A 19,374-nucleotide genomic window follows, 5' to 3' on the forward strand; every position below is an offset into this window, starting at 1 on the left:
GACTAGAACGGCGCGGGTTCGTCGTTGGCGATGAGCCAAGCCAGATGTTCTTCGGCTTGTTGCAGGCGTTGTCGGTTGTGCGCCCGCTCGGTGGTGATGCGGCGGATGCGGTCCTCGTGGCGGGGACGTTCGCGGGTGGGCATTTTCAGGCAGCGGGCCGGGCTCACGGGTCCGGCGGGGTTGAGGGTGGGTTCGCCAGTGGGGTCGCCAAGCCCGGTGAACCAGTGTCCGCCTTCGGGTTCGGTGGTGTACACGTGGCCGGTGGGTGAGGTCCAGACGATGGTGCCTCCTGCGAGTTGGGCGTCTTTCCAGTCGTGGAAGGTCTTCAGAAGGTGGTGGGCCCGGCATAGGCACTTGAGGTTGGACGGGTGAGTGGGCCCAACCGGATAGGGCACGGTGTGATCAATATCGGCATCCCAGGCCGGCACGTCGCAGCCGGGAAACCGGCACGTCAGGTCGCGGGCCCGGATGAACTCGGCGAGCTTGGCCGAGGGCCGGTAGCGCTCTTCGGCCCGGTCCGGCGGCTTGGCGACCTCACGCACGGTGCCGTTACCGGCGGCCTGTTCGACGGCGTCGGTGTCGATGTGTCCGTAGCCGGGCACGATCGCGGTGGAGCGGGCAGTGTCGGTGATCAGGTGCACGACCAGTTTCGCGCAGGGTGCGGCGCTGTTGGTGATCAACGGCTCGGCCGGACAGTTCGGTCGACCGCATGTGCACATCAGAGGCTTGCCGGCGAACACGGCGAAGAACGCATCGGTGCGGCGCTGGTCCTTGGTGCGCGGATCGGCCGGGCACACCGCCTCGGCCATGGTCTCGAGCACGGCATTCATCGCCGCCAGTGCTGCGAGGTCGATGCGACCCCAGATCTCGGCGGTGCCATCGCCATTGGGGGCGCCGCCGATTCACGGTCGCGGCGGATCTGCTCGCGGATACGCACCGTCTCGGGGTCCTGGGCGGCGATGACGGCATTGATGCGAGCCTCGATCCTGGGCTCCGACAGCCGAACCCAGGTCAACGCCTTCTCCGCCAGGCGTTCATCGACACGGCCCAGCACCTCGGGGTCGGTGATCAGTTCGGTGCGCGAGGCGATCGCCGCGAGCATCCGGTAATCCAACAGCCCGGTCTTGGCGGTTTTGAGCACCCGCGGTAACCGGGTGAACAGGTTGATCGCCATCTTGGTCTGCGCGGCGGCGCGGCAGCGGCTCAGGGCCAGGGCGGTGGCGACCTCGGCGACCAGACTGGCGTGCCCGTCGATGGCCCAGCACAGCTTTTCGGTGTCGTCTTCGGGTGCACGGGCCTCATAGAGCTGGCCGATGGCGAACAACCGCCGCGCCCCACACGCGTTCTCCTCGCGCGCCTCGGCGCCGATGTTTTCCACCGCCAGCGCGGCGCGGCGTTCCTCTTCCTCGTGGGGCAATCCGGCATCAGCCATGATTCGAACATTAGTTCGACGGTGTGACAGGTTGCCCATCCGCGTCGATTAGCGCGCTTAACCGAAACCCATGGGGGCACAGGTGGTTAGCCGCCCTAATCGACGGGGACTACCCGCGGGCCGGGCCGCCCCGGATGGTGAAGCTTGACGCGTCGTCGATCTTGTCGATATGTGCGGCGAACGACTCCGCGGTGGCCGCCTCGAGGTCGACGCCCGCCGTCTCGGCGATGAACACCCGGGACACATGCTTGCCGCCGACCCGGTAGATGTTGGCCGTGCGCTCACAGCTCTCGTGGCCGAGGTACACGACCACTGGGGTGACGTCCTCGGGATCGAGGTCCTTCACCAACTCGGTCATGGTGTTCTCGGTCATCCGGGTACGCGCGATCGGGGAGATGGCGTTGACCAGAATGTTGTTGCGCTGACCCTCGATCGCCAGCACGTTCATCAAACCGACCAGGCCGGTCTTGGCGGCCCCGTAGTTGGATTGGCCGAACGTCCCGAACAGTCCGGAGCCCGAGGTCGTCATGATGATGCGCCCGTAGTTCTGTTCGCGCAGCACCGGCCACGCCGCCCGGGTGACGTTGAACGCGCCCCGCAGATGTACGTCGATCACCGCGTCGACCTGCGCGGCGGTCATGTTCTTGAACGCCGCGTCACGCAGGATGCCGGCGTTGTTGACCAGCACGTCGACCTTGCCGAAGGCCTCGACGGCGGACCCGATGATGCCCTGCCCGCCCTCCTCGGTGGCCACCGAGTCGGTGTTGGCCACCGCCGAGCCGCCCGCGGCGGTGATCTCGTCGACCACCGCCTGCGCGGCCGAGGTGGCCGGGCCGGTGCCGTCCACCGCGGCGCCGACGTCGTTGACCACGACATGGGCACCCCGGCGGGCGAATTCGAGTGCGTGGCAACGGCCGAGGCCACCGCCCGCACCGGTGACCACGACGACGCGACCATCGAAGATCAAGGCAGACAAGGATTCACACTCCTGACGTGACAGCGATTGACTTGGTGTCGAGGTACCCCTCCAGCCCCTCGCGGCCGAGCTCGCGGCCGTAGCCGCTGCCCTTCACGCCGCCGAAGGGTGCGAACGGATCCATGGTGTAGCCCTGGTTCACCCCGAAGGTGCCGGTCTTGATCTGGGCCGCGACCGCCAACCCGCGGTCGGCGTCCGCGGTCCACACCGAGCCGGCCAGCCCGTACCCGGACTCGTTGGCGAGCGCCACCGCCTCGGCATCGTCCCGGTAGCCGATCACGGTCAGCACCGGCCCGAAGATCTCCTCCTGGGCGATGCGCATCGAATTGTGGGCGTCGGCGAACAGTGTCGGACGCACGTAGTAACCGCGCTCGAGCCCGTCCGGGAGCCCGGCACCACCGGTCACCAGCCGGGCCCCTTCGTCCTGGCCGATCTGGATGTAGTCGAGCACCCGCTGCTGCTGGCGCCGGTTCACCAACGGCCCCATCTGGGTCGCCGGGTCGGTGGGGTCGCCGACCGTGATCGATTCCAGTTCCGCCACCAGCGCATCGACGAACTCGTGTTGCCGGTCCGCGGGAACGAGGATGCGGGTCAACGCATTACAGATCTGGCCGCTGTTGGACAGGCTGGCCGAGCGCACCCCGGCGGCGACCGCGGCCGGCGCTGCGTCCTGAAGCACGATGGCCGCCGACTTGCCGCCGAGTTCCAGGCTCACCTTGGTGAGGTTGGCTGCGCACGCCGCGGCGACGGCCTTGCCCGCGGCCGTGGAACCGGTGAAGGACACCTTGTCGATGCCGGGGTGGCCGACCAGGCGCTCACCGACCGCGACACCGCCGGGAAGCACGCTGAGTACCCCGGGCGGCAGCCCCGCCTCGGTGAGCAGCCGCACCAACAGATCCGCGTCCAGGGAGGTCTCCGGTGCGGGTTTGACGATCACCGCACACCCGGCCAGCAGCGCGGGTACCACCTTGGCGATGGTGAGGAACTGGGGCATGTTCCACGGGACGATGGCGGCGACGACGCCGACGGGTTCCCGGCGCACATGGATGTCGGATCCGAAGAAGCCCGGCCGGATCTCCTGCCACGGGTATGCCTCCGCGGTGGCGCAGAACGCCCCGATCATGGCGGTGGGCAAGCCGACCTGGGCGCGCTGGGCGAAGGTGATGGGTGCGCCGATCTCGGCGGTGATGAGTTCGGCGATCTCGCCCCCGCGGGCCTTGTAGGCATCCAGGAAGCGTCGGATCACCGCGACGCGTTCCGGGGGTGCGAGCAGCGGCCAAGGTCCGGTGTCGACGGCGGCACGGGCCGCGGTGACGGCGGAATCGATCTGATCCGATGTGGCCTCCGGCACCTCGGCCAGCAGTTCCTCGGTGTGCGGTGACACCAGTTCCAGCACGTGATCCATCCCGACCCACTGTCCGTGTATCAACTACTTGCTAATTGGGTCGAGCATATACACCCCGGGCGAGGCCGGGTACATCAGCTCAGCTTGATCGCCGACAGGTACATCTCGACCGCAGGCCGGTACAGGTCGACGTCGTCGAGCTGACTGCCGAGCACCACCGAGTCGCTGGTCGCCACCAGGATCTGGGCGAAGGTCATGGGTGGGATGAGCAGCGTCGCGCCGAGCCGCTCCAGCCCAGCGACGATGAATTTGCTCAGTGCCTCAACGACTTCGGAGCGTTTGACGGCCACCCGCTCCCGTGCTTCGGGATTGCGCTGCAGATAGAGGGTGAACTCCATGCCCAGTGCGCTGTGCTCGGCGCCCCGGTCGAGGCTGAGCTGGCGCCAGCGGGCGGCGATGGCGTCGAGTTCGGGTGCGCCCACCTCGGTCGCGGTGGACAGCACCTCGGCGAAATTGTCGAAGTACCGGCGCCAGTAGCGGTCGCTGACGGCGAAGAACAGATCTTCCTTGGTGGCGAAGTGCTTGTAGATCGCGCCTTTGGTATAGCCGGCGGCGCGGGCGATGTCATCGAGGCTGGCCGGGGCGAATCCCTTGTCGGCGAACACCTCTTCGGCGGCGTCGAGCAGCAGGGAGCGGGTGCGTTCCAGGCGCCGTTCCCGAGTCCACTTCTCGACCATGGCCGCCATTCTGGCACAGAATCCCAGAACCCCGATGGTCGCTGAAATCCTATGCGGTATCACCAGGCCCTGGACGGAGCGGCTCGGCTGACTACGGACTTTCAAGGGTTTCGGTGGGCGGCCCGGGCGCGCACGCTGAAGGCATGAAAATCGTCATCATCGGCGGCACCGGGCTGATCGGTTCCAAGGTCGTCGCCAAGCTCACCGAACTCGGCCACGACGCGGTCGGGGTATCACCGCGCACGGGTGTGGACACCATCTCCGGCGAGGGTGTGGCCGCCGCGCTGACCGGAGCCGACGTCGTCGTCGATGTCACCAACTCGCCGTCCTTCGCCGACGACGATGTGCTGGCGTTCTTCACCACCTCCACCCGCAACCTGCTCACCGCCGAACGCGACCTCGGCGTCGGCCATCACGTGGCACTGTCGGTGGTGGGGGCGGCCGGCGTCCCCGACAGCGGGTACATGCGGGCCAAGGCCGCCCAGGAGAAGCTCATCGCCGAGTCGGGCGTCCCGTACACCATCGTGCGGGCCACCCAGTTCTACGAGTTCGTCGAGGCCATCGCCGGATCGGCCACCGACGGTGAGGTGATCCGACTGCCGCACGCGGCCATGCAGCCGATCGCCGCCGAGGACGTCGCCACCGCGGTGACCCGGGCCGCCGCGGGGACCCCGGTCGACGGGCCCATCGAGATCGCCGGACCGCAACGAATCGGGATGGACGATTTCGTCCGGACCGGGCTGGCCGCCAAGGGCGACACCCGGCAGGTCGTCACCGACCCCGAGGCGCCCTACTTCGGCGCGGTCATCGACGACCGCAGCATCGTGCCCCTCGGTGAGGTCGTCGTCTTCGAGACCACCTTCGCCGACTGGTGCGCGTAGTCGTCATCGGCGGCACCGGCAGGCTGGGATCGATGGTCGTGCGCGGCCTGACCCACATCGGTCACGAGGCGGTGGTAGCGGCCCGGGGAACCGGGGTCGACAGCGTCACCGGGACCGGGTTGTCGGACGCGCTGCGCGGCGCGACCACCGTGGTCGATGCCACCGACGCGCCGTCCTCCGACGATGCGGTGGCGCGGGAGTTCTTCGCCACCTCGACGGTCAACCTACTGGCCGCCGAGGTGACCGCCGGGATCCGCCATCATGTGGTGCTGTCGGTGGTGGGGGTGGATCTGCTGGCGCTGGGCAAGGGGTACTTCGCGGCGAAGTTGTTGCAGGAGAGACTGATCGCGGCGAGTCCCGTTCCGTACACCATCGTGCGCGCCACCGGGTTCTTCGAATTCCTGGACACAATCGCCGAATTCGGAGCCGTCGGCGACGTCGTCCGGCTACCGCCGGTACTGGTCAGCCCGATCGCCCGCGCCGATGCCGCCGAGGCGGTCGTCATCGCCGCAGCCGGAGATCCGGTCGGCGGCGTCCTGGAGATCAGCGGACCGCGCACCTACCGGCTCGACGAGATCGTCCGCATCGCGTTCCTCACCAGGGGAGACCGCCGTCGCGTGGTCGCAGATCCGGCGGCTCCGTACTGGGGTATCGGCATCGGGGAGCGCACCCTGCTCCCGTCCCGCGGGGCCATCCGGTTCGAGAGCCGGTTCGAAGACTGGCTGCTGGGCCGGATCGGTGGATAGCATGCTGCAGCATGCCGGGTGAAACGCGCGGACCGGTGCTGCGCGGCCGCGACTCCGAATGCGCGGCACTGCGTGAGGTGCTGGCCGCGGCCCGGTCCGGTGACAGCCGCGTCCTGGTGCTGCACGGCGAGGCGGGCGTCGGCAAAACCGCGCTGCTGCAATACCTGTCGGCACAGGCCGACGGCTTCCGGGTCACCCGCGTCGCGGGCATCCAATCGGATATGGAACTCGCGTTCGCCGGACTGCAACAGCTCTGCGGGCCGCTGCTCGACCGGCTCGACGACCTGCCGGGACCGCAGCGCGAAGCACTGGACGTGGCCTTCGGTCTGGGTGCCGGGCCGGCACCCGACCGCTTCCTGGTCGGCCTGGCGGTGCTGAGCCTGCTGGCATCCGCCGCCGATACCCGGCCGGTGCTGTGTGTCATCGACGATGTGCAGTGGCTGGACGAGGTGTCGGTGCAGACGCTGGGATTCGTGGCGCGGCGCCTGCTGGCCGAACCGGTGGCCCTGGTGTTCGGCCGCCGCGACGGCGGTGCCACCGTGCTGCCCGGCCTGCCGGAAATGCCCCTGGCGGGACTGGACCACACCGGTGCCCGTGAACTACTGGAATCGGTGCTGCCAGGCCGGCTCGACGAACGGGTACGCGACCGCTACATCGCCGAGACCAGAGGAATCCCGCTGGCGCTGTTGGAACTGCCCCGCCACCTGTCGGCCGCCGAACTGGCGGGGGGATTCGCCTCGGGCACCCACCACTCGGCGGGCCGGCTCGAAGAACGGTTCGTGTCGCGGATCAAGGCACTGCCCGCGCCGACCCGGCAGCTGGTGCTGACCGCCGCCGCGGAGCCGGTCGGTGATGCGGCGCTGTTCCTGCGCGCCGCAGCCCATCTCGGCATCGCGGTGGACGCGCTCGGGCCGGCCGAGGACGCCGGGATCATCGAGTTCGGCCCGCGGATGCGGTTCCAGCACCCGTTGATGCGCTCGGCCGCCTACCTGGCAGCCACCGTCGCCGAGCGCCGGTCGGTGCACCGTGCGCTGGCCGAGGCCACCGACCCGCGGTCGGACCCGGACCGGCGGGCCTGGCACGCCGCCAACGCGTCGGCCGGACCCGATGACCACGTGGCGGCCGATCTGGAGACCTCGGCCGGGCGGGCACACAACCGCGGGGGTGTCGCGGCCGCGGCGGCCTTCCTCGAACGCGCCGCGGTGCTCACCTCGGACCCGGCCCGGCGCGGCGCCCGCGCGCTGGCCGCGGCCCAGGCCAAACGTGACGCCGCCGCACCGGCCGCGGCGCAGGACCTGCTGGCCACCGCCGAACTGTGCCCGCTGACCGATCTGCAACGCGCGCAGGTCACCCGGTTGCGGGCCCAGATGGAGTTCAGTCGCAGCCGCGGCGGTGACCCCGGTGCCCCACAGGTGGCCGAGGCCGCCGCGGGGCTGCTGGCGGCCGCTCGCGGCCTGGACGGCCTCGACGACGAACTGGCCCGCGACACCTACCTGGAGGCGCTCGCCGCCACCATGTTCGCCGGCTCGCAGGGCGCACCCGGGGCGATCGAACTCGTCGCCGCGGCCGCCCGCACCGCGGTCGACAAGGTCTCCCAACTGCACCGGCCGATCGACCACCTGCTCAGCGGTGTCGCCGAACTGGTCATCGACGGGCCGGGCGCCGCCGGCCCATCCCTGCGCACCGCACTGGATCTGTGGTGTGAACAGGCCCGCCGCAACGAACCTGGGGCACGGAGCATGTTGTCGCTGGCGTTCCCCATCGTGCAGGAGTCGGTGGGCGGTGAACTCTGGGACGAGGAGGTGAACCGCCGGATGGCCGAGGTCATGGTGCGGTTCGCCCGCGACACCGGGGCTCTCACCGTGCTGCCGGCCGCGCTGGCCTTCCGGGCCGGAACCTGCGTGCTGAACGGGGAATTCAGCGCCGCCGCGAACTACCTGGACGAGGCCGACGCGATCTCGACGGCCACCGGTTACCGGCCGATCAAATACCACCGGCTGCACCTGGCGGCCTGGCGCGGAACCCCCGCCGACGCGGTCGGTCTGATCGAGGCGGCGACCGCCGACGGCACCCGTCGGCGCGAAGGCCGGCTGCTGGACGTGGCCGGGTTCTGCACGGCGGTGCTCTACAACGGGATGGGTCGCTACGACGAGGCGTTCGCGGCGGCGCACCGCTCCGTCGCATACGACAACCTGGGGTTCGGCGGCTGGTGCCTGACCGAATTGGTGGAATCCGCAGCGCATCTCGGCGAACTGGAGGTGGCACGGCACGCCGCCAAGGCCCTGGAAGCCCGGGCCGGCACCAGCGGGACCGACTCCGGGCTGGGCGCGGTGGCCAAGGCGCAGGCGCTGCTGGCCGACGACGAGGACGCCGACCGGCTGTTCACCGAGGCCGTCACCCGGTTCGAGCGCAGCAGCGCGGTGGCCCAACTCGCCCGCAGCCACCTGAGCTACGGCGAATGGCTGCGCCGGGCCAACCGCCGCAACGATGCACGCATGCACCTGGGCCGGGCCCACGACATGTTCACCCGGATGGGGGCGCTGGCCTTCGCCGACCGGGCCCGCCGGGAACTCGTGGCCGGCGGCGCGAAGGTCCGCAAACAGCCGGTCGCCTCCGGAGACGAGTTGACCGCGCAGGAGAATCAGATCGCCCGGCTGGCCGCCGACGGACTGACCAACCAGGAGATCGGCGCGCAGCTGTTCATCAGCACCCACACCGTGGAATGGCATCTGCGCAAGGTGTTCGTCAAACTCGGCATCACCTCACGCCGTCAGTTGCGCACCCGCACCCTGCCGGCCTGATTCAGGTCTCGCCGCCGATCAGCAGCAGCTCATCACCGGCCTCGAAGGTGTCCTCGGGCCGGGGAACCAGGACGGTGTTGCCGCGCAGCAGCGTCACCAGAGCGGTGTTGGCGGGCAGATCCAGTTGATCCACCCGCTGACCGATGAGCGGATTGTCTTGGGGCAGAGTCAGCTTCGTCAGCGCGGCGTGGCCTTCGCGCAGACCCATCAACCGGATCAGGTGACCGACGTCGATGGCGCCCTCCACTCCGGCGGCCAGCGCACCCGGGGTGGACACCGCCACGTCGATGCCCCACTCCCGGCTGAACAGCCACTGGTTGTCGATGTCGTTGATCCGCGCGACCACCCGCGGCACCGCGAACTCGGTCTTGGCGAGCAGGCCCACCACCAGGTTCGCCTTGTCGTCGCCGGTGGCGGCGATCATCACGTCACAGGTCTGCGCGCCGGCCTCCTGCAGAGCAGACAGTTCGCAGGCGTCGGCGAGCAGCCAGTCCGCCGCGGGCACGGTGTGCGGTTCGAAACGCCGCCGCTCCCGCTCGATCAGCAGCACCTTGTGCCCGTAGTCGAGCAGCTCCCCCGCGACGGACCGGCCGACGTTTCCGGCGCCGGCTATCCCGATCCGCATCTTGCGTACGGCCACCTCGATATCTTGACGTATGACCCTGCACGAGCTCTACCTGGCGATGCTGATCGGGGGTCTGGTGCTGCTCGCCAGCATCGTGGGTACCCGGGTCGCGACCCGGGTGGGGTTTCCGGCGCTGCTGTTGTTCCTGTTGGTCGGAATGGTGCTCGGCCACGACGGGTTGGGCCTGGATTTCGACAGCATCGAGATGGCCCGCAACATCTGCACCGCCGCGCTGGCGGTGATCCTGGTCGAGGGCGGTCTGACGACCAGGTTCGCCGACATTCGCAAGGTGCTCGCGCCGGCCGGGGCGCTGGCCATCGTCGGCGTGCTGGTGAGCACCCTGATCACCGCCGCCGGAGCGCATTTCCTGCTCGACTTCAATTGGCAGTTGGCCCTGCTGGTGGGCGCCATCGTGTCCTCGACCGATGCCGCCGCGGTCTTCTCGGTGCTGCGGGTACTCCCGCTGCCGCGCCGGCTGGCCGGACTGCTGGAGGCCGAATCGGGATTCAACGATGCGCCGGCGGTCATCCTGGTGCTGATGTTCAGCGTGCTGCCGTTCGTGTTCGAGCCGGCCGGCACCCTGGGCGAAATCGTCTTCGAACTCCTCGCCGGTGCCGTGATCGGTTTGGGCATCGGCTTTCTCGGCGCGGTCGCCTTGCGGCGCATCGCGTTACCGGCCTCCGGTTTGTACCCGATCGCCACCTTCGGGCTGGGTGTGGTGGCGTTCGCCGCCGCGGGCAGCGTGCACGGCAGCGGATTTCTGGCCGCCTATCTGGCGGCGGTGGTGCTGGCGAATTCGGGCCTGCCGCACCGCTCGGCCACCCGCTCGTTCGCCGAGGGGTTGGGCTGGCTGGCGCAGATCGGCCTGTTCGTGGTGCTCGGGCTGCTGGTGCGCCCGAGCGAACTGGCCGACGACATCGTGCCCGCAATCGTCATCGGCCTGGTGCTGCTGCTGGTGGCCCGTCCGGTGTCGGTGGGGCTGTCGCTGGTCGGGTTCGGTATTCCGTTGCGGGAGCAGCTCTTCCTGTCCTGGGCGGGGCTGCGCGGTGCGGTCCCCATCGTGCTCGCGACGTTCCCCATCGTCGCCGGCGTGGCCGGCAGCTCCAGCCTGCTCAACATCGTCTTCATCCTGGTGGTGATCTTCACGCTCATCCAGGCTCCGAGCCTGCGGCTGGTGGCCGGGCTGCTCGGGCTGACGAGCGGCGAGGCGACCCGGGAAATCCAGGTGGAGGCCGCGCCGCTGGACGTGCTCGACGCCGAACTGCTCACCATGAAGGTGCAGTCGCCGTCGCGGCTGCACAACGTCACCATCCTGGAGCTGCGGCTACCCGACCCGGCGGTGATCACGCTGATCATCCGGAACGGGCACACCTTCGTGCCGTTGCCGGACACCCGGATCGCCACCGGGGACGAGTTGTTGATCGTGACCACCAGCAAGATGCGGGCCGCGGCCGAGGCGCGGTTGCGCGCGGTGAGCCGACGCGGCAAGCTCGCGCACTGGTTCGAGGAGTACGGCAGCATCGAATAGCGCTGCGGTTCAGTCCAATCCGTTGGCCAGGGTGAGGGTGTCCCCGGAACGCAGCCGGCCCTGGTCGGACACCAGATACAGCACCGCGTTGGCGACATCCTCGGGGGTCAGCAGTCCGGGGCGGGGACGGCCCTTGGCGAAGATCTCCTCGACGTCCGCGCGTCCCGGGTCGGCCAGGTCCGGCCGGATGGTCCGGTAGGTCTGCGGGTTGTGGATCATCGGGGTGTCCACACCCGAGGGCAGCAGTGCGTTGACCGTGATGCCGTGCTCGGCCACCTCGTAGGACAGCGAGCGCACCAGCGCGACGACCCCGGCCTTGGCGGCCGCGTAATGAGCGGCGTCGCGGGCGCCGGTGGTCGCCACGCTGGAGGCGGTGGCGATCAGCCGCCCGCCGGTGCCCTGCTCGATCAGATGTCCCAGCACGGCGCGGAAGGTGTTGAAGACCCCGGTCAGGTTGACGTCGATCATGGTCTGCCAGCGTTGTTCGGACATCGTCGCCAGCGGGGAGCCGCTGGCGATCCCGGCGTTCGCGATCACGATGTCGAGCCGTCCGAACTGCTCGAGCGCCCTGGCGGCCACCTTCTGCATGGCGGCCAGATCCCGGACATCGCCGTCGAGTGCGAGGCATCGGCGGCCCTCGGCTTCGACGGCTCGGACCGTTTCCCGGACATCGGCGGGGGTCGGCAGCGGGTAGTCGACCTCCTCGATCTGTGCGGCGATATCGCAGAACACGATGTCGGCGCCGGCCCGGGCCAGGGTGATCGCGTGGGCACGGCCCTGCCCCCGCGCGCCGCCGGTGATGAGCGCCAGCCTGCCGTTGAGTGCGGTCATGGGGACAGCCTGCGCCACCTCGCTACGAAGCGCTAACGATTATGTCTTGGGTCCGCATAGATGGTGGCCGCCCGCGCACAGTCGTGATCAGCTGGGATCGATGTCTGTTACGAGGGGTTCCGTAGGGTCGTCCACCTTCTATCTGGGCGTGCTCGCCGTGGCGGGCGCCGCGGTGTTGGTGCTGTCCCCGTCGGCAGCGGCGGTTCCGGAGTCCGACAGCCGGGGCTACCTGGACTCCACCGCGCGCTGCGCATCGCCGGCCACCGCGGTCGTCTTCGGCAGCACGGACAGTTCGCGGGTCGCGATCTGCAAACAGTCCGACGGCTCTTACCAGTACCGGGGCGTGCGGGTGCGCGACGGGGCCCGGCTGGTGCTGCCGGCCACCGCGACCGGAGACGGGTACGTGGCGAAGAACGACGGCCTGTCCTACACCGTGACCTCCGATTCGCTGGTGATCAGTTCGGGGACGAAGGTGATCCGCGACGAACCGCTGTTCGACGTGCACGAGCCCGGCCGTACCGCTCAACCGACGGTGACGACGACGCCGTCGAGCACCCAGACGACGACAACACAGACAACGACAACCCAGACGTCGACAACCCGGACGTCGACCACCCCGTTACCGCCGCCGCTGCCGGCCGAGGTGGGCGGCAGTTAGCCGGACTGGGTGGCGGCCGATTGCGGTGCGCGCAGCAGGTTCTGGGCGCAGTCCAGCAGGACGCGGTGCAGATCGCTGTCGGAGATGTCCTGCAGGTGCGGTTCGGCGGTACTGCCGAAGACGCCCGCGGTGATCATGGTGATCGCGACCCGGGTGCCGACATCGTGTGTGACGCCGATCAGCAGTTCCCGCATGCTGTCGGTGATGTCCTCGAACTCCTGATGCGACTGCACCAGCGCGATCACCGCCGGGTCGCCGTAGAACAACGACCCGATACGCCGGTGCCGCACCGCCAACTCGACGAAACCGCTGATGGTCGCGTCGCGGCGGGATTCCGGAGAGGTGATGGACTCGGCGATGCGGACCAACCTGGCCATATCGTCGAACACCGGCCGGACCACGGCCAGCACGATGTCGTCCTTGGTGTGGAACTGGTAGTAGATCGCGGCCTTCCGCACCCCGAGGTGGTCGGCGATCATCTGTAACGAGGTGCCGTTGACCCCGCGCTCGGCGAACAGGGACAACGCGGCCTCGATCACCCGCTCGCGCGCGAAACCGCGCTGCGACACCGGCTTGGCCATCGCCGTTCCTTCCTTCGCTCGAACCGTTCATCGACGCGATATCCGAGACACTGTGACATGTCGTGGGCCGCAATGCGGCGCTTAAGTTATCCGCGTCACATTTTCTAGCCGCCTGACTTGTACTAGCTTAGCCACATGGCTAACCTCCTGCGGCCGGTTAGGCAAGGCTATGTTTGACTTCGAGATCATTTCCTATTGAAAGGCCACATACGAATGGCATCCCGACGGTGAACGTGCTCAAGCGGATCTGGATCCCACTGGTCATCGTCGCCGTGGTGCTGGTGGCAACGTTCACCGTGATGCGGGTGCGGACCTTCTTCGGTACCGGTCCGGGCTATATCTCCACCGAGAACAGCGCCTCCGATGACACCGAGCCGTTCGACCCGAAGGTGGTCAAGTACGAGGTCTGGGGTGAGCCCGGCGCGACGGCCAACGTGAACTACATGGATCTGGACGCCAAGCCGGTGCGCGCCGACAACGTCACCCTGCCCTGGGAGATCACCCTGAGCACCACCGCGCCCTCGGTATTCCCGACCATCTCCGGCCAGACCAGCGGCAGCACGCTGTCCTGCCGGATCACCGTCGATGACGAGGTGAAGGACGAACGCACCGTCGACGGTGTCGGGGCGCACACCTACTGCCTGGTCAAGAGCGCATGACGGACGAGCCGCGCACCGACGCCATCCCGGTCACCCGGCCGCAGCACCGCGGTGGCATCGCCAAGTGGGTTCGCACCCTGGCCCTGCCGATCATCATCGGCTGGGTGGTGCTGATCGGCTTCCTGAACGTGTCGGTCCCGCAGCTCGAAGAGGTCGGGCAGATGCGTTCGGTCTCGATGAGTCCGAACAACGCCCCGTCGGTGATCGCGACCAAACGGGTCGGCACCGTGTTCGAGGAATTCACCTCCGACAGCTCGATCATGATCGTGCTGGAAGCCGACCGGAAACTCGACGAGGCCGATCGCGACTTCTACAAGGAGATGATCGCCAAGCTGGAGCAGGACCCCTTCCACGTCCAGCACGTCCAGGACTTCTGGGGCGATCCGCTTACCGCGGCCGGCGCGCAGAGCGCCGACGGCCAGGCCACCTATGTGCAGGTGTACACCGCCGGTAACCAGGGTGAGGCACTGGCCAACGAATCCATCGAGGCCGTCCAGGACATCGTCTACGGCATGCAGACCCCGCCGGGTCTGAAGGTCTTCGTGACCGGACCCGCAGCGCTGCAGGCCGATCAGCAGATCGCCGGTGACCGCAGTATGCGGATGATCGAGGCGCTCACCTTCACCGTCATCATCGTGATGCTGCTGTTGATCTACCGCTCGTTCCTCACGATGCTGATCACCATCTTCATGGTGCTGCTGTCCTTGCTGGCCGCCCGGGGTGTGGTCGCCTTCCTGGGCTACCACGAGATCATCGGTCTCTCGACATTCGCCACCAGTCTGTTGGTGACCCTGGCCATCGCCGCATCCACCGACTACGCCATCTTCCTGCTGGGCCGATATCAGGAGGCCCGCTCAGCCGGTGAGGACCGGGAATCCGCGTACTACACGATGTTTCACGGCACCGCCCACGTGGTGCTCGGCTCCGGTCTGACCATCGCCGGCGCCACCTTCTGCCTGCACTTCACGAACATGCCGTACTTCGTGACGCTGGGCATCCCGCTGGCCGTCGGCATGACGGTGGTGGTGCTGGTGGCCCTCACGCTGGGGGCCGCGATCATCACCGTGGCGACCCGATTCGGCAAGCTGCTGGAGCCCAAGCGGGCCATGCGGACCCGCGGGTGGCGCAAGATCGGCGCGGCCGTGGTCCGGTGGCCCGGTCCCATCCTGGTCAGCACCATCGCCGTCACCATGGTCGGCCTGCTGGCGCTGCCGGGCTACAAGACCAACTACAACGACCGTGAATACCTGCCCGCGGATCTGCCCGCCAACGAGGGCTACGCCGCGGCGGACCGGCACTTCTCCCAGGCCCGGATGAACCCGGAACTGCTGCTGGTGGAAAGCGATCACGATCTGCGCAACTCGGCGGACTTCCTGGTGATCGACAAGATCGCCAAGGCCATCTTCCGCACCGAGGGTGTCGGCCGCGTGCAGGCCATCACCCGCCCGCAGGGAACCCCGATCGAGCACACCTCGATCCCGTTCCAGATCAGCATGCAGGGCACCACGCAGAAAATGAACGAGAAGTACCAGCAGGACATGATGGCCAATATGCTCAAGCAGGCCGACGACATGTTGACGACCATCACCAACATGGAAAAGATGAACGCCATCACCGTGCAGATGGCCGCCGTCACGCATTCGATGGTCGGCAAGATGAAGGACATGACGCTCGACATCGCCGAATTGCGGGACAACATCTCCAATTTCGACGATTTCTTCCGGCCGATGCGCAACTACTTCTACTGGGAACCGCACTGCTTCAACATTCCCGGCTGCTGGGCGCTGCGCTCGATCTTCGACACCCTCGACGGCATCGACGTGATGACCGACGGCATCGAGGACATCATCCCGGACATGGAGCGCCTCGATGCGCTGATGCCGCAGATGGTCGCGCTGATGCCGTCGATGATCGCGACGATGAAGAACATGCGCACCTACATGCTGACCATGTATCAGACCCAGAAGGGCATACAGGATCAGATGTCGGCGATGCAGGACAATTCGTCGGCCATGGGCGAGGCCTTCGACGCCGCCCAGAACGACGATTCGTTCTATCTGCCGCCGGAGACCTTCGAGAACGAAGACTTCAAACGCGGCATGAAGAACTTCCTGTCACCCGACGGGCATGCGGTGCGCTTCATCATCAGCCATGACGGGGATCCGTTGAGCGCGGAGGGCATCAAGCGCATCGAGTCGATCAAGCTCGCCGCCAAGGAGGCCATCAAGGGCACCCCATTAGAGGGCTCGAAGATTTACCTCGGCGGTACCGCGGCAACCTTCAAGGACATGCAGGACGGCGCGAACTGGGATCTGATCATCGCCGGGATCGCGTCCATCGGGCTGATCTTCATCATCATGCTGATCATCACCCGCAGCATCGTGGCCGCCGCGGTGATCGTCGGCACCGTGGTGATATCGCTGGGCTCGGCGTTCGGCCTCTCGGTGCTGGTCTGGCAGCACCTGATCGGGATTCCGTTGCACTGGATGGTGCTTCCGATGGCGGTGATCATCCTGTTGGCCGTCGGCGCGGACTACAACCTGCTGCTGGTCGCCCGGTTGAAGGAAGAGATACACGCCGGCCTGAACACCGGCATCATCCGCGCCATGGGCGGCAGCGGGCAGGTCGTGACGGCCGCGGGCCTGGTGTTCGCATTCACCATGATCTCGATGGCGGTCAGTGAGCTGACCGTGATCGGCCAGGTCGGTACCACCATCGGTCTGGGTCTGCTGTTCGACACCCTGGTGATCCGGGCGTTCATGACGCCCTCGATCGCCGCGCTGATGGGTAAGTGGTTCTGGTGGCCGCAGCGGGTGCGTGAGCGTCCGGTGCCGGTGGACTGGCCCAAACAGGAAACGAAGCAGGGGGTCTGAGTGTTGAGAACCAAACTGGCCGTGCTGACCGCCGGGATCGCCTCGGTTGCGGCGGTGGCCCTGGCGGCGCCGGCGCAGGCCGACCCGGACACCGCGTTCGCCAAGGAACTGCAGAGCTACGGCATCTACGGACAGAAGGACTACAACGCCTGGATCGGCAAGATCGCCTGCAAACGCCTGAACCGCGGCGTGGACACCACCGCCCGCGACTCGGCCAAATTCGTCGCCGACCAACTGCAACGCGGCAGCAGCACCGAACAAGCCTGGCAGTTCCTGGCCGCCGCGATGAACTACTACTGCCCCGACAAGCGCGTCCTGCTCACCCAGTAAGGGAGACACCGATGTTCACCAAGCTCTCACTGGCCACCCTGGCCGCCGCCGCCGCCCTGACCCTGGCCCCGGCCACCACCGCCGCCGCCGACGCCACCGACAACTACCCCATCCCCAACAAGATCCTGCACACCCCGTGCACCGCCGAGCAGATCCTGGCCGCCACCCGCGACACCAACCCGGTCTACTACGAGCGCTACATGATCGACTACAACAACAAATCCCCGGAAGTACACCGCGCCGTGCAGGACCGCATCCACTGGTTCTTCGCCATGGACTACGCCGGACGCCGCCAATACTCCGAGGACACCGCCACCAACGCCTTCTACGAACAATTGTCCTGGAACTGGCCCAACTGGGCCAAGATCTTCTTCAACAACAAAGGCGTGGTGGCGGCCTCCACCGACGTCTGCATGAACTACCCACCAGACGACATGTCGGTCTGGGTCTGGTGACACGCCCCCTAGCTGAGGTGGTGCACCTCCTGCAGCCCGTACACCGGGGTCGGTAGTCCTTCGTAGCGCGCCTTGAGTTGCAGGGCCAGGTACAGCGAATAGTGCCGGGACTGATGAAGATTCCCGCCGTGGAACCACAGGTTCGGTTGCTGGGTGGGCTTCCACATGTTGCGCTGCTCGCCTTCCCACGGACCCGGGTCCTTGGTGGTGTCGCTGCCCAGGCCCCACACCTTGCCCACCCGGTCGGCGACCTCCTGGCCCATCAGGTCGGCGGCCCAGCCGTTCATCGAGCCGAACCCGGTGGCGTACACCACCACATCGGCGGGTAGCTCGGTACCGTCGGCCAGCACAACGGAATCCGCGGTCAGATGGGACACATTGCCGTGGGCGAGTTTGATGGTGCCGTCGGCGACCAGATCGCACGCGCCGACGTCGATGTAGTAGCCCGACCCGCGCCGCAGGTACTTCATGAACAGGCCGGAGTCGTCGTCGCCGAAGTCCAGATCGAAACCGGCCGCCTCCAGGCGCTCGTAGAAATCCTTGTCCCGCTCGCGGATCGCGTCGTAGATGGGGATCTGGAACTGGTGCATGATCCGGTACGGCAGCGATGCGAACGTCAGATCCGCCTTCTCCGTCGTCATCCCGGCGGCCACCGCGCGCTCCGAGTACAGGTCCCCCAGGCCCAGGTCCATCAGCGAATCCGACTTCACGATGTGCGTGGACGACCGCTGCACCATCGTCACGTCGATATCGCTGTCCGCCAAGGCCTTGCAGATGTCGTGTGCGGAGTTGTTGGCACCGATGACCACGACCCGCTGGCCGACGTACTGGTCCGGCCCGGGGTGGTGACTCGAGTGGTGCTGCTCCCCGGTGAACACGTCCTGGCCGGGGAAGCTCGGGACGTTCGGTTTACCGGACATGCCGGTGGCCAGAACCAGCTGTGTCGGATACAGGGTGAGCCGCTCACCGTCGCGATCGACCTCGACTCTCCAACGCTGCTCGGCCTCGTCGAAATCGGCTGACAGACAGGTGGTCTTGGACCAGTACGGCACCTCCATCACCTTGGTGTAGAACTCCAGCCAGTCCCCGATCTTGTCCTTCGGGGCGAACACCGGCCAGTTCGGCGGGAACGGCAGATACGGCAGATGGTCGTACCAGACCGGGTCGTGCAGGCACAGCGACTTGTACCGCTTGCGCCACTGATCGCCGGGACGGTCGTGCTTGTCCACCACGATCGCCGGCACCCCCAGCTGCCGAAGACGGGCGCCCAGCGCGATGCCGCCCTGCCCGCCGCCGATCACCAGGGTGTAGGGCTGCTCGGAGTAGCCGAGCGAGAGTTCCTCGTCGAGCCTGCGCTCGGCCCAGGAACGGGTGTCCGGATCGGAGCCGTGCACCGCACCCAGCACCCGGGTCGCCCCCTTGGGCTCCTCGTGTCCCTTGAGCTCCTGCAGGGTGGTGAGCAGCGTCCAGGCGGTATCCGCTCCGTCCTCGCTCGCCTTCAGGCGGAGATGGCCGTTGCCGCGGCCCACGGCCGTCTCGAATTCGATGAACGCCGAGACGACGCCGCCGCCGTCGTCGGTCGGGGTCTCGCGGGTCCGGAAGCCGGACGGGTCCGTGCCGGCGAGCCGGGTCTCCAACATCTGCCCGATGGCCTCGCGACCCTCGAGGGTCTTGAGATTCCAGGTGAACGACACCAGGTCACGCCAGAAGCTGTCCACGGCGAACATCCCGGTGGCCCGGACGATATCGCGGGTTGCCAGGGCCATCTCGAAGGCGGACAGCCAGGCGTCCACACGTTCCTGCGGGGACAGTACGGCGAACGAGGTGGGGAAGTCAGCGGTCTGAGTCATGTGAGCCAGCACACAGCAGATCGGGATGGGCGCACAAGGGCTGCAACCCCCTGCAACCCTTACGGT

The 19,374-nt window shown here is 67.6% G+C and carries 18 protein-coding genes; 9 read left to right on the plus strand and 9 right to left on the minus strand.

The genetic code is table 11. From position 1 onward, the window contains the following. Positions 1 to 2: 2 nt before the first annotated feature. The 5 genes from V4U86_RS00280 to V4U86_RS00300 all read right to left on the minus strand — a co-directional run bounded on the left by V4U86_RS00280 (position 3) and on the right by V4U86_RS00300 (position 4,490). The gene (locus V4U86_RS00280; protein ID WP_395309325.1) at positions 3 to 830 is read right to left on the minus strand and encodes an HNH endonuclease signature motif containing protein; all 828 of its coding nucleotides are present in this window, start codon (positions 828 to 830) and stop codon (positions 3 to 5) included. Next, entirely contained in the window at positions 827 to 1,432 is a 606-nt protein-coding gene (locus tag V4U86_RS00285) for a DUF222 domain-containing protein (RefSeq protein ID WP_395309326.1), read from the minus strand. Before V4U86_RS00285 ends, V4U86_RS00280 begins: the two co-directional genes overlap by 4 nt. Before the next feature lie 109 nt (positions 1,433 to 1,541). Beyond that, positions 1,542 to 2,399 carry an SDR family NAD(P)-dependent oxidoreductase gene (locus V4U86_RS00290; RefSeq protein WP_395312264.1) on the minus strand — a complete coding sequence of 286 codons (858 nt, stop codon included), beginning with the start codon at positions 2,397 to 2,399 and terminating at the stop codon, positions 1,542 to 1,544. Positions 2,400 to 2,412: 13 nt separating this feature from the next. Further along, positions 2,413 to 3,813 (minus strand): aldehyde dehydrogenase, encoded by a 1,401-nt coding sequence (locus V4U86_RS00295; protein WP_395309327.1) that lies wholly within the window; start codon positions 3,811 to 3,813, stop codon positions 2,413 to 2,415. Positions 3,814 to 3,887: 74 nt separating this feature from the next. Beyond that, complete coding sequence (locus tag V4U86_RS00300; RefSeq protein ID WP_395309328.1) at positions 3,888 to 4,490, minus strand: TetR/AcrR family transcriptional regulator; 603 nt, start codon at positions 4,488 to 4,490, stop codon at positions 3,888 to 3,890. Between the two features lie 143 nt (positions 4,491 to 4,633). Between V4U86_RS00300 and V4U86_RS00305 the strand changes: the two genes are divergently transcribed. The 3 genes from V4U86_RS00305 to V4U86_RS00315 are packed head-to-tail and all read left to right on the plus strand — an operon-like array spanning position 4,634 to position 8,918. Then, positions 4,634 to 5,371: an SDR family oxidoreductase gene (locus V4U86_RS00305; protein WP_395309329.1), complete on the plus strand. Its 738-nt coding sequence runs from the start codon at positions 4,634 to 4,636 to the stop codon at positions 5,369 to 5,371. After that, entirely contained in the window at positions 5,362 to 6,117 is a 756-nt protein-coding gene (locus V4U86_RS00310) for an SDR family oxidoreductase (RefSeq protein WP_395309330.1), read from the plus strand. The genes V4U86_RS00305 and V4U86_RS00310 overlap by 10 nt, the downstream gene beginning before the upstream one ends. 11 nt (positions 6,118 to 6,128) lie before the next feature. Beyond that, entirely contained in the window at positions 6,129 to 8,918 is a 2,790-nt protein-coding gene (locus V4U86_RS00315; RefSeq protein WP_395309331.1) for an AAA family ATPase, read from the plus strand. Position 8,919: 1 nt separating this feature from the next. Here V4U86_RS00315 and V4U86_RS00320 read toward each other — a convergent pair whose 3' ends face one another. After that, positions 8,920 to 9,543, minus strand: coding sequence for a potassium channel family protein (locus V4U86_RS00320; protein ID WP_395312265.1), 624 nt, complete (start codon positions 9,541 to 9,543; stop codon positions 8,920 to 8,922). Positions 9,544 to 9,574: 31 nt separating this feature from the next. On the opposite strand from V4U86_RS00320, the gene V4U86_RS00325 reads away from it, so the two are divergent. Then, positions 9,575 to 11,071 (plus strand): potassium/proton antiporter, encoded by a 1,497-nt coding sequence (locus V4U86_RS00325; RefSeq protein WP_395309332.1) that lies wholly within the window; start codon positions 9,575 to 9,577, stop codon positions 11,069 to 11,071. Between the two features lie 9 nt (positions 11,072 to 11,080). Here the strand turns inward: V4U86_RS00325 and V4U86_RS00330 are convergent, their stop codons facing one another. Beyond that, positions 11,081 to 11,902, minus strand: coding sequence for a mycofactocin-coupled SDR family oxidoreductase (locus V4U86_RS00330; protein ID WP_395309333.1), 822 nt, complete (start codon positions 11,900 to 11,902; stop codon positions 11,081 to 11,083). A 100-nt stretch (positions 11,903 to 12,002) separates the two neighbouring features. Here V4U86_RS00330 and V4U86_RS00335 point away from each other — a divergent pair, with 100 nt between their 5' ends. Continuing rightward, entirely contained in the window at positions 12,003 to 12,560 is a 558-nt protein-coding gene (locus V4U86_RS00335) for a hypothetical protein (RefSeq protein WP_395309334.1), read from the plus strand. Here the strand turns inward: V4U86_RS00335 and V4U86_RS00340 are convergent. After that, positions 12,557 to 13,141, minus strand: a complete 585-nt coding sequence (locus V4U86_RS00340) for a TetR/AcrR family transcriptional regulator (protein ID WP_395309335.1) — start codon at positions 13,139 to 13,141, stop codon at positions 12,557 to 12,559. The two genes, V4U86_RS00335 and V4U86_RS00340, sit on opposite strands and share 4 nt — an antisense overlap. A 227-nt stretch (positions 13,142 to 13,368) precedes the next feature. On the opposite strand from V4U86_RS00340, the gene V4U86_RS00345 reads away from it, so the two are divergent. The 4 genes from V4U86_RS00345 to V4U86_RS00360 are packed head-to-tail and all read left to right on the plus strand — an operon-like array spanning position 13,369 to position 17,458. Next, positions 13,369 to 13,800, plus strand: coding sequence for an MmpS family transport accessory protein (locus V4U86_RS00345; protein WP_395309336.1), 432 nt, complete (start codon positions 13,369 to 13,371; stop codon positions 13,798 to 13,800). Continuing rightward, positions 13,797 to 16,673 (plus strand): RND family transporter, encoded by a 2,877-nt coding sequence (locus V4U86_RS00350; protein WP_395309337.1) that lies wholly within the window; start codon positions 13,797 to 13,799, stop codon positions 16,671 to 16,673. The genes V4U86_RS00345 and V4U86_RS00350 overlap by 4 nt, the downstream gene beginning before the upstream one ends. Before the next feature lie 3 nt (positions 16,674 to 16,676). After that, positions 16,677 to 17,003, plus strand: a complete 327-nt coding sequence (locus V4U86_RS00355) for a DUF732 domain-containing protein (protein ID WP_395312266.1) — start codon at positions 16,677 to 16,679, stop codon at positions 17,001 to 17,003. Positions 17,004 to 17,014: 11 nt separating this feature from the next. After that, complete coding sequence (locus tag V4U86_RS00360) at positions 17,015 to 17,458, plus strand: DUF5078 domain-containing protein (RefSeq protein ID WP_395309338.1); 444 nt, start codon at positions 17,015 to 17,017, stop codon at positions 17,456 to 17,458. Positions 17,459 to 17,466: 8 nt separating this feature from the next. Here the strand turns inward: V4U86_RS00360 and V4U86_RS00365 are convergent, their stop codons facing one another. Beyond that, entirely contained in the window at positions 17,467 to 19,308 is a 1,842-nt protein-coding gene (locus tag V4U86_RS00365; RefSeq protein ID WP_395309339.1) for an NAD(P)-binding domain-containing protein, read from the minus strand. Between the last annotated feature and the right edge of the window lie 66 nt (positions 19,309 to 19,374).

This window comes from Mycobacterium sp. AMU20-3851 (assembly GCF_043974665.1).
Taxonomy (GTDB): Bacteria; Actinomycetota; Actinomycetes; order Mycobacteriales; family Mycobacteriaceae; genus Mycobacterium.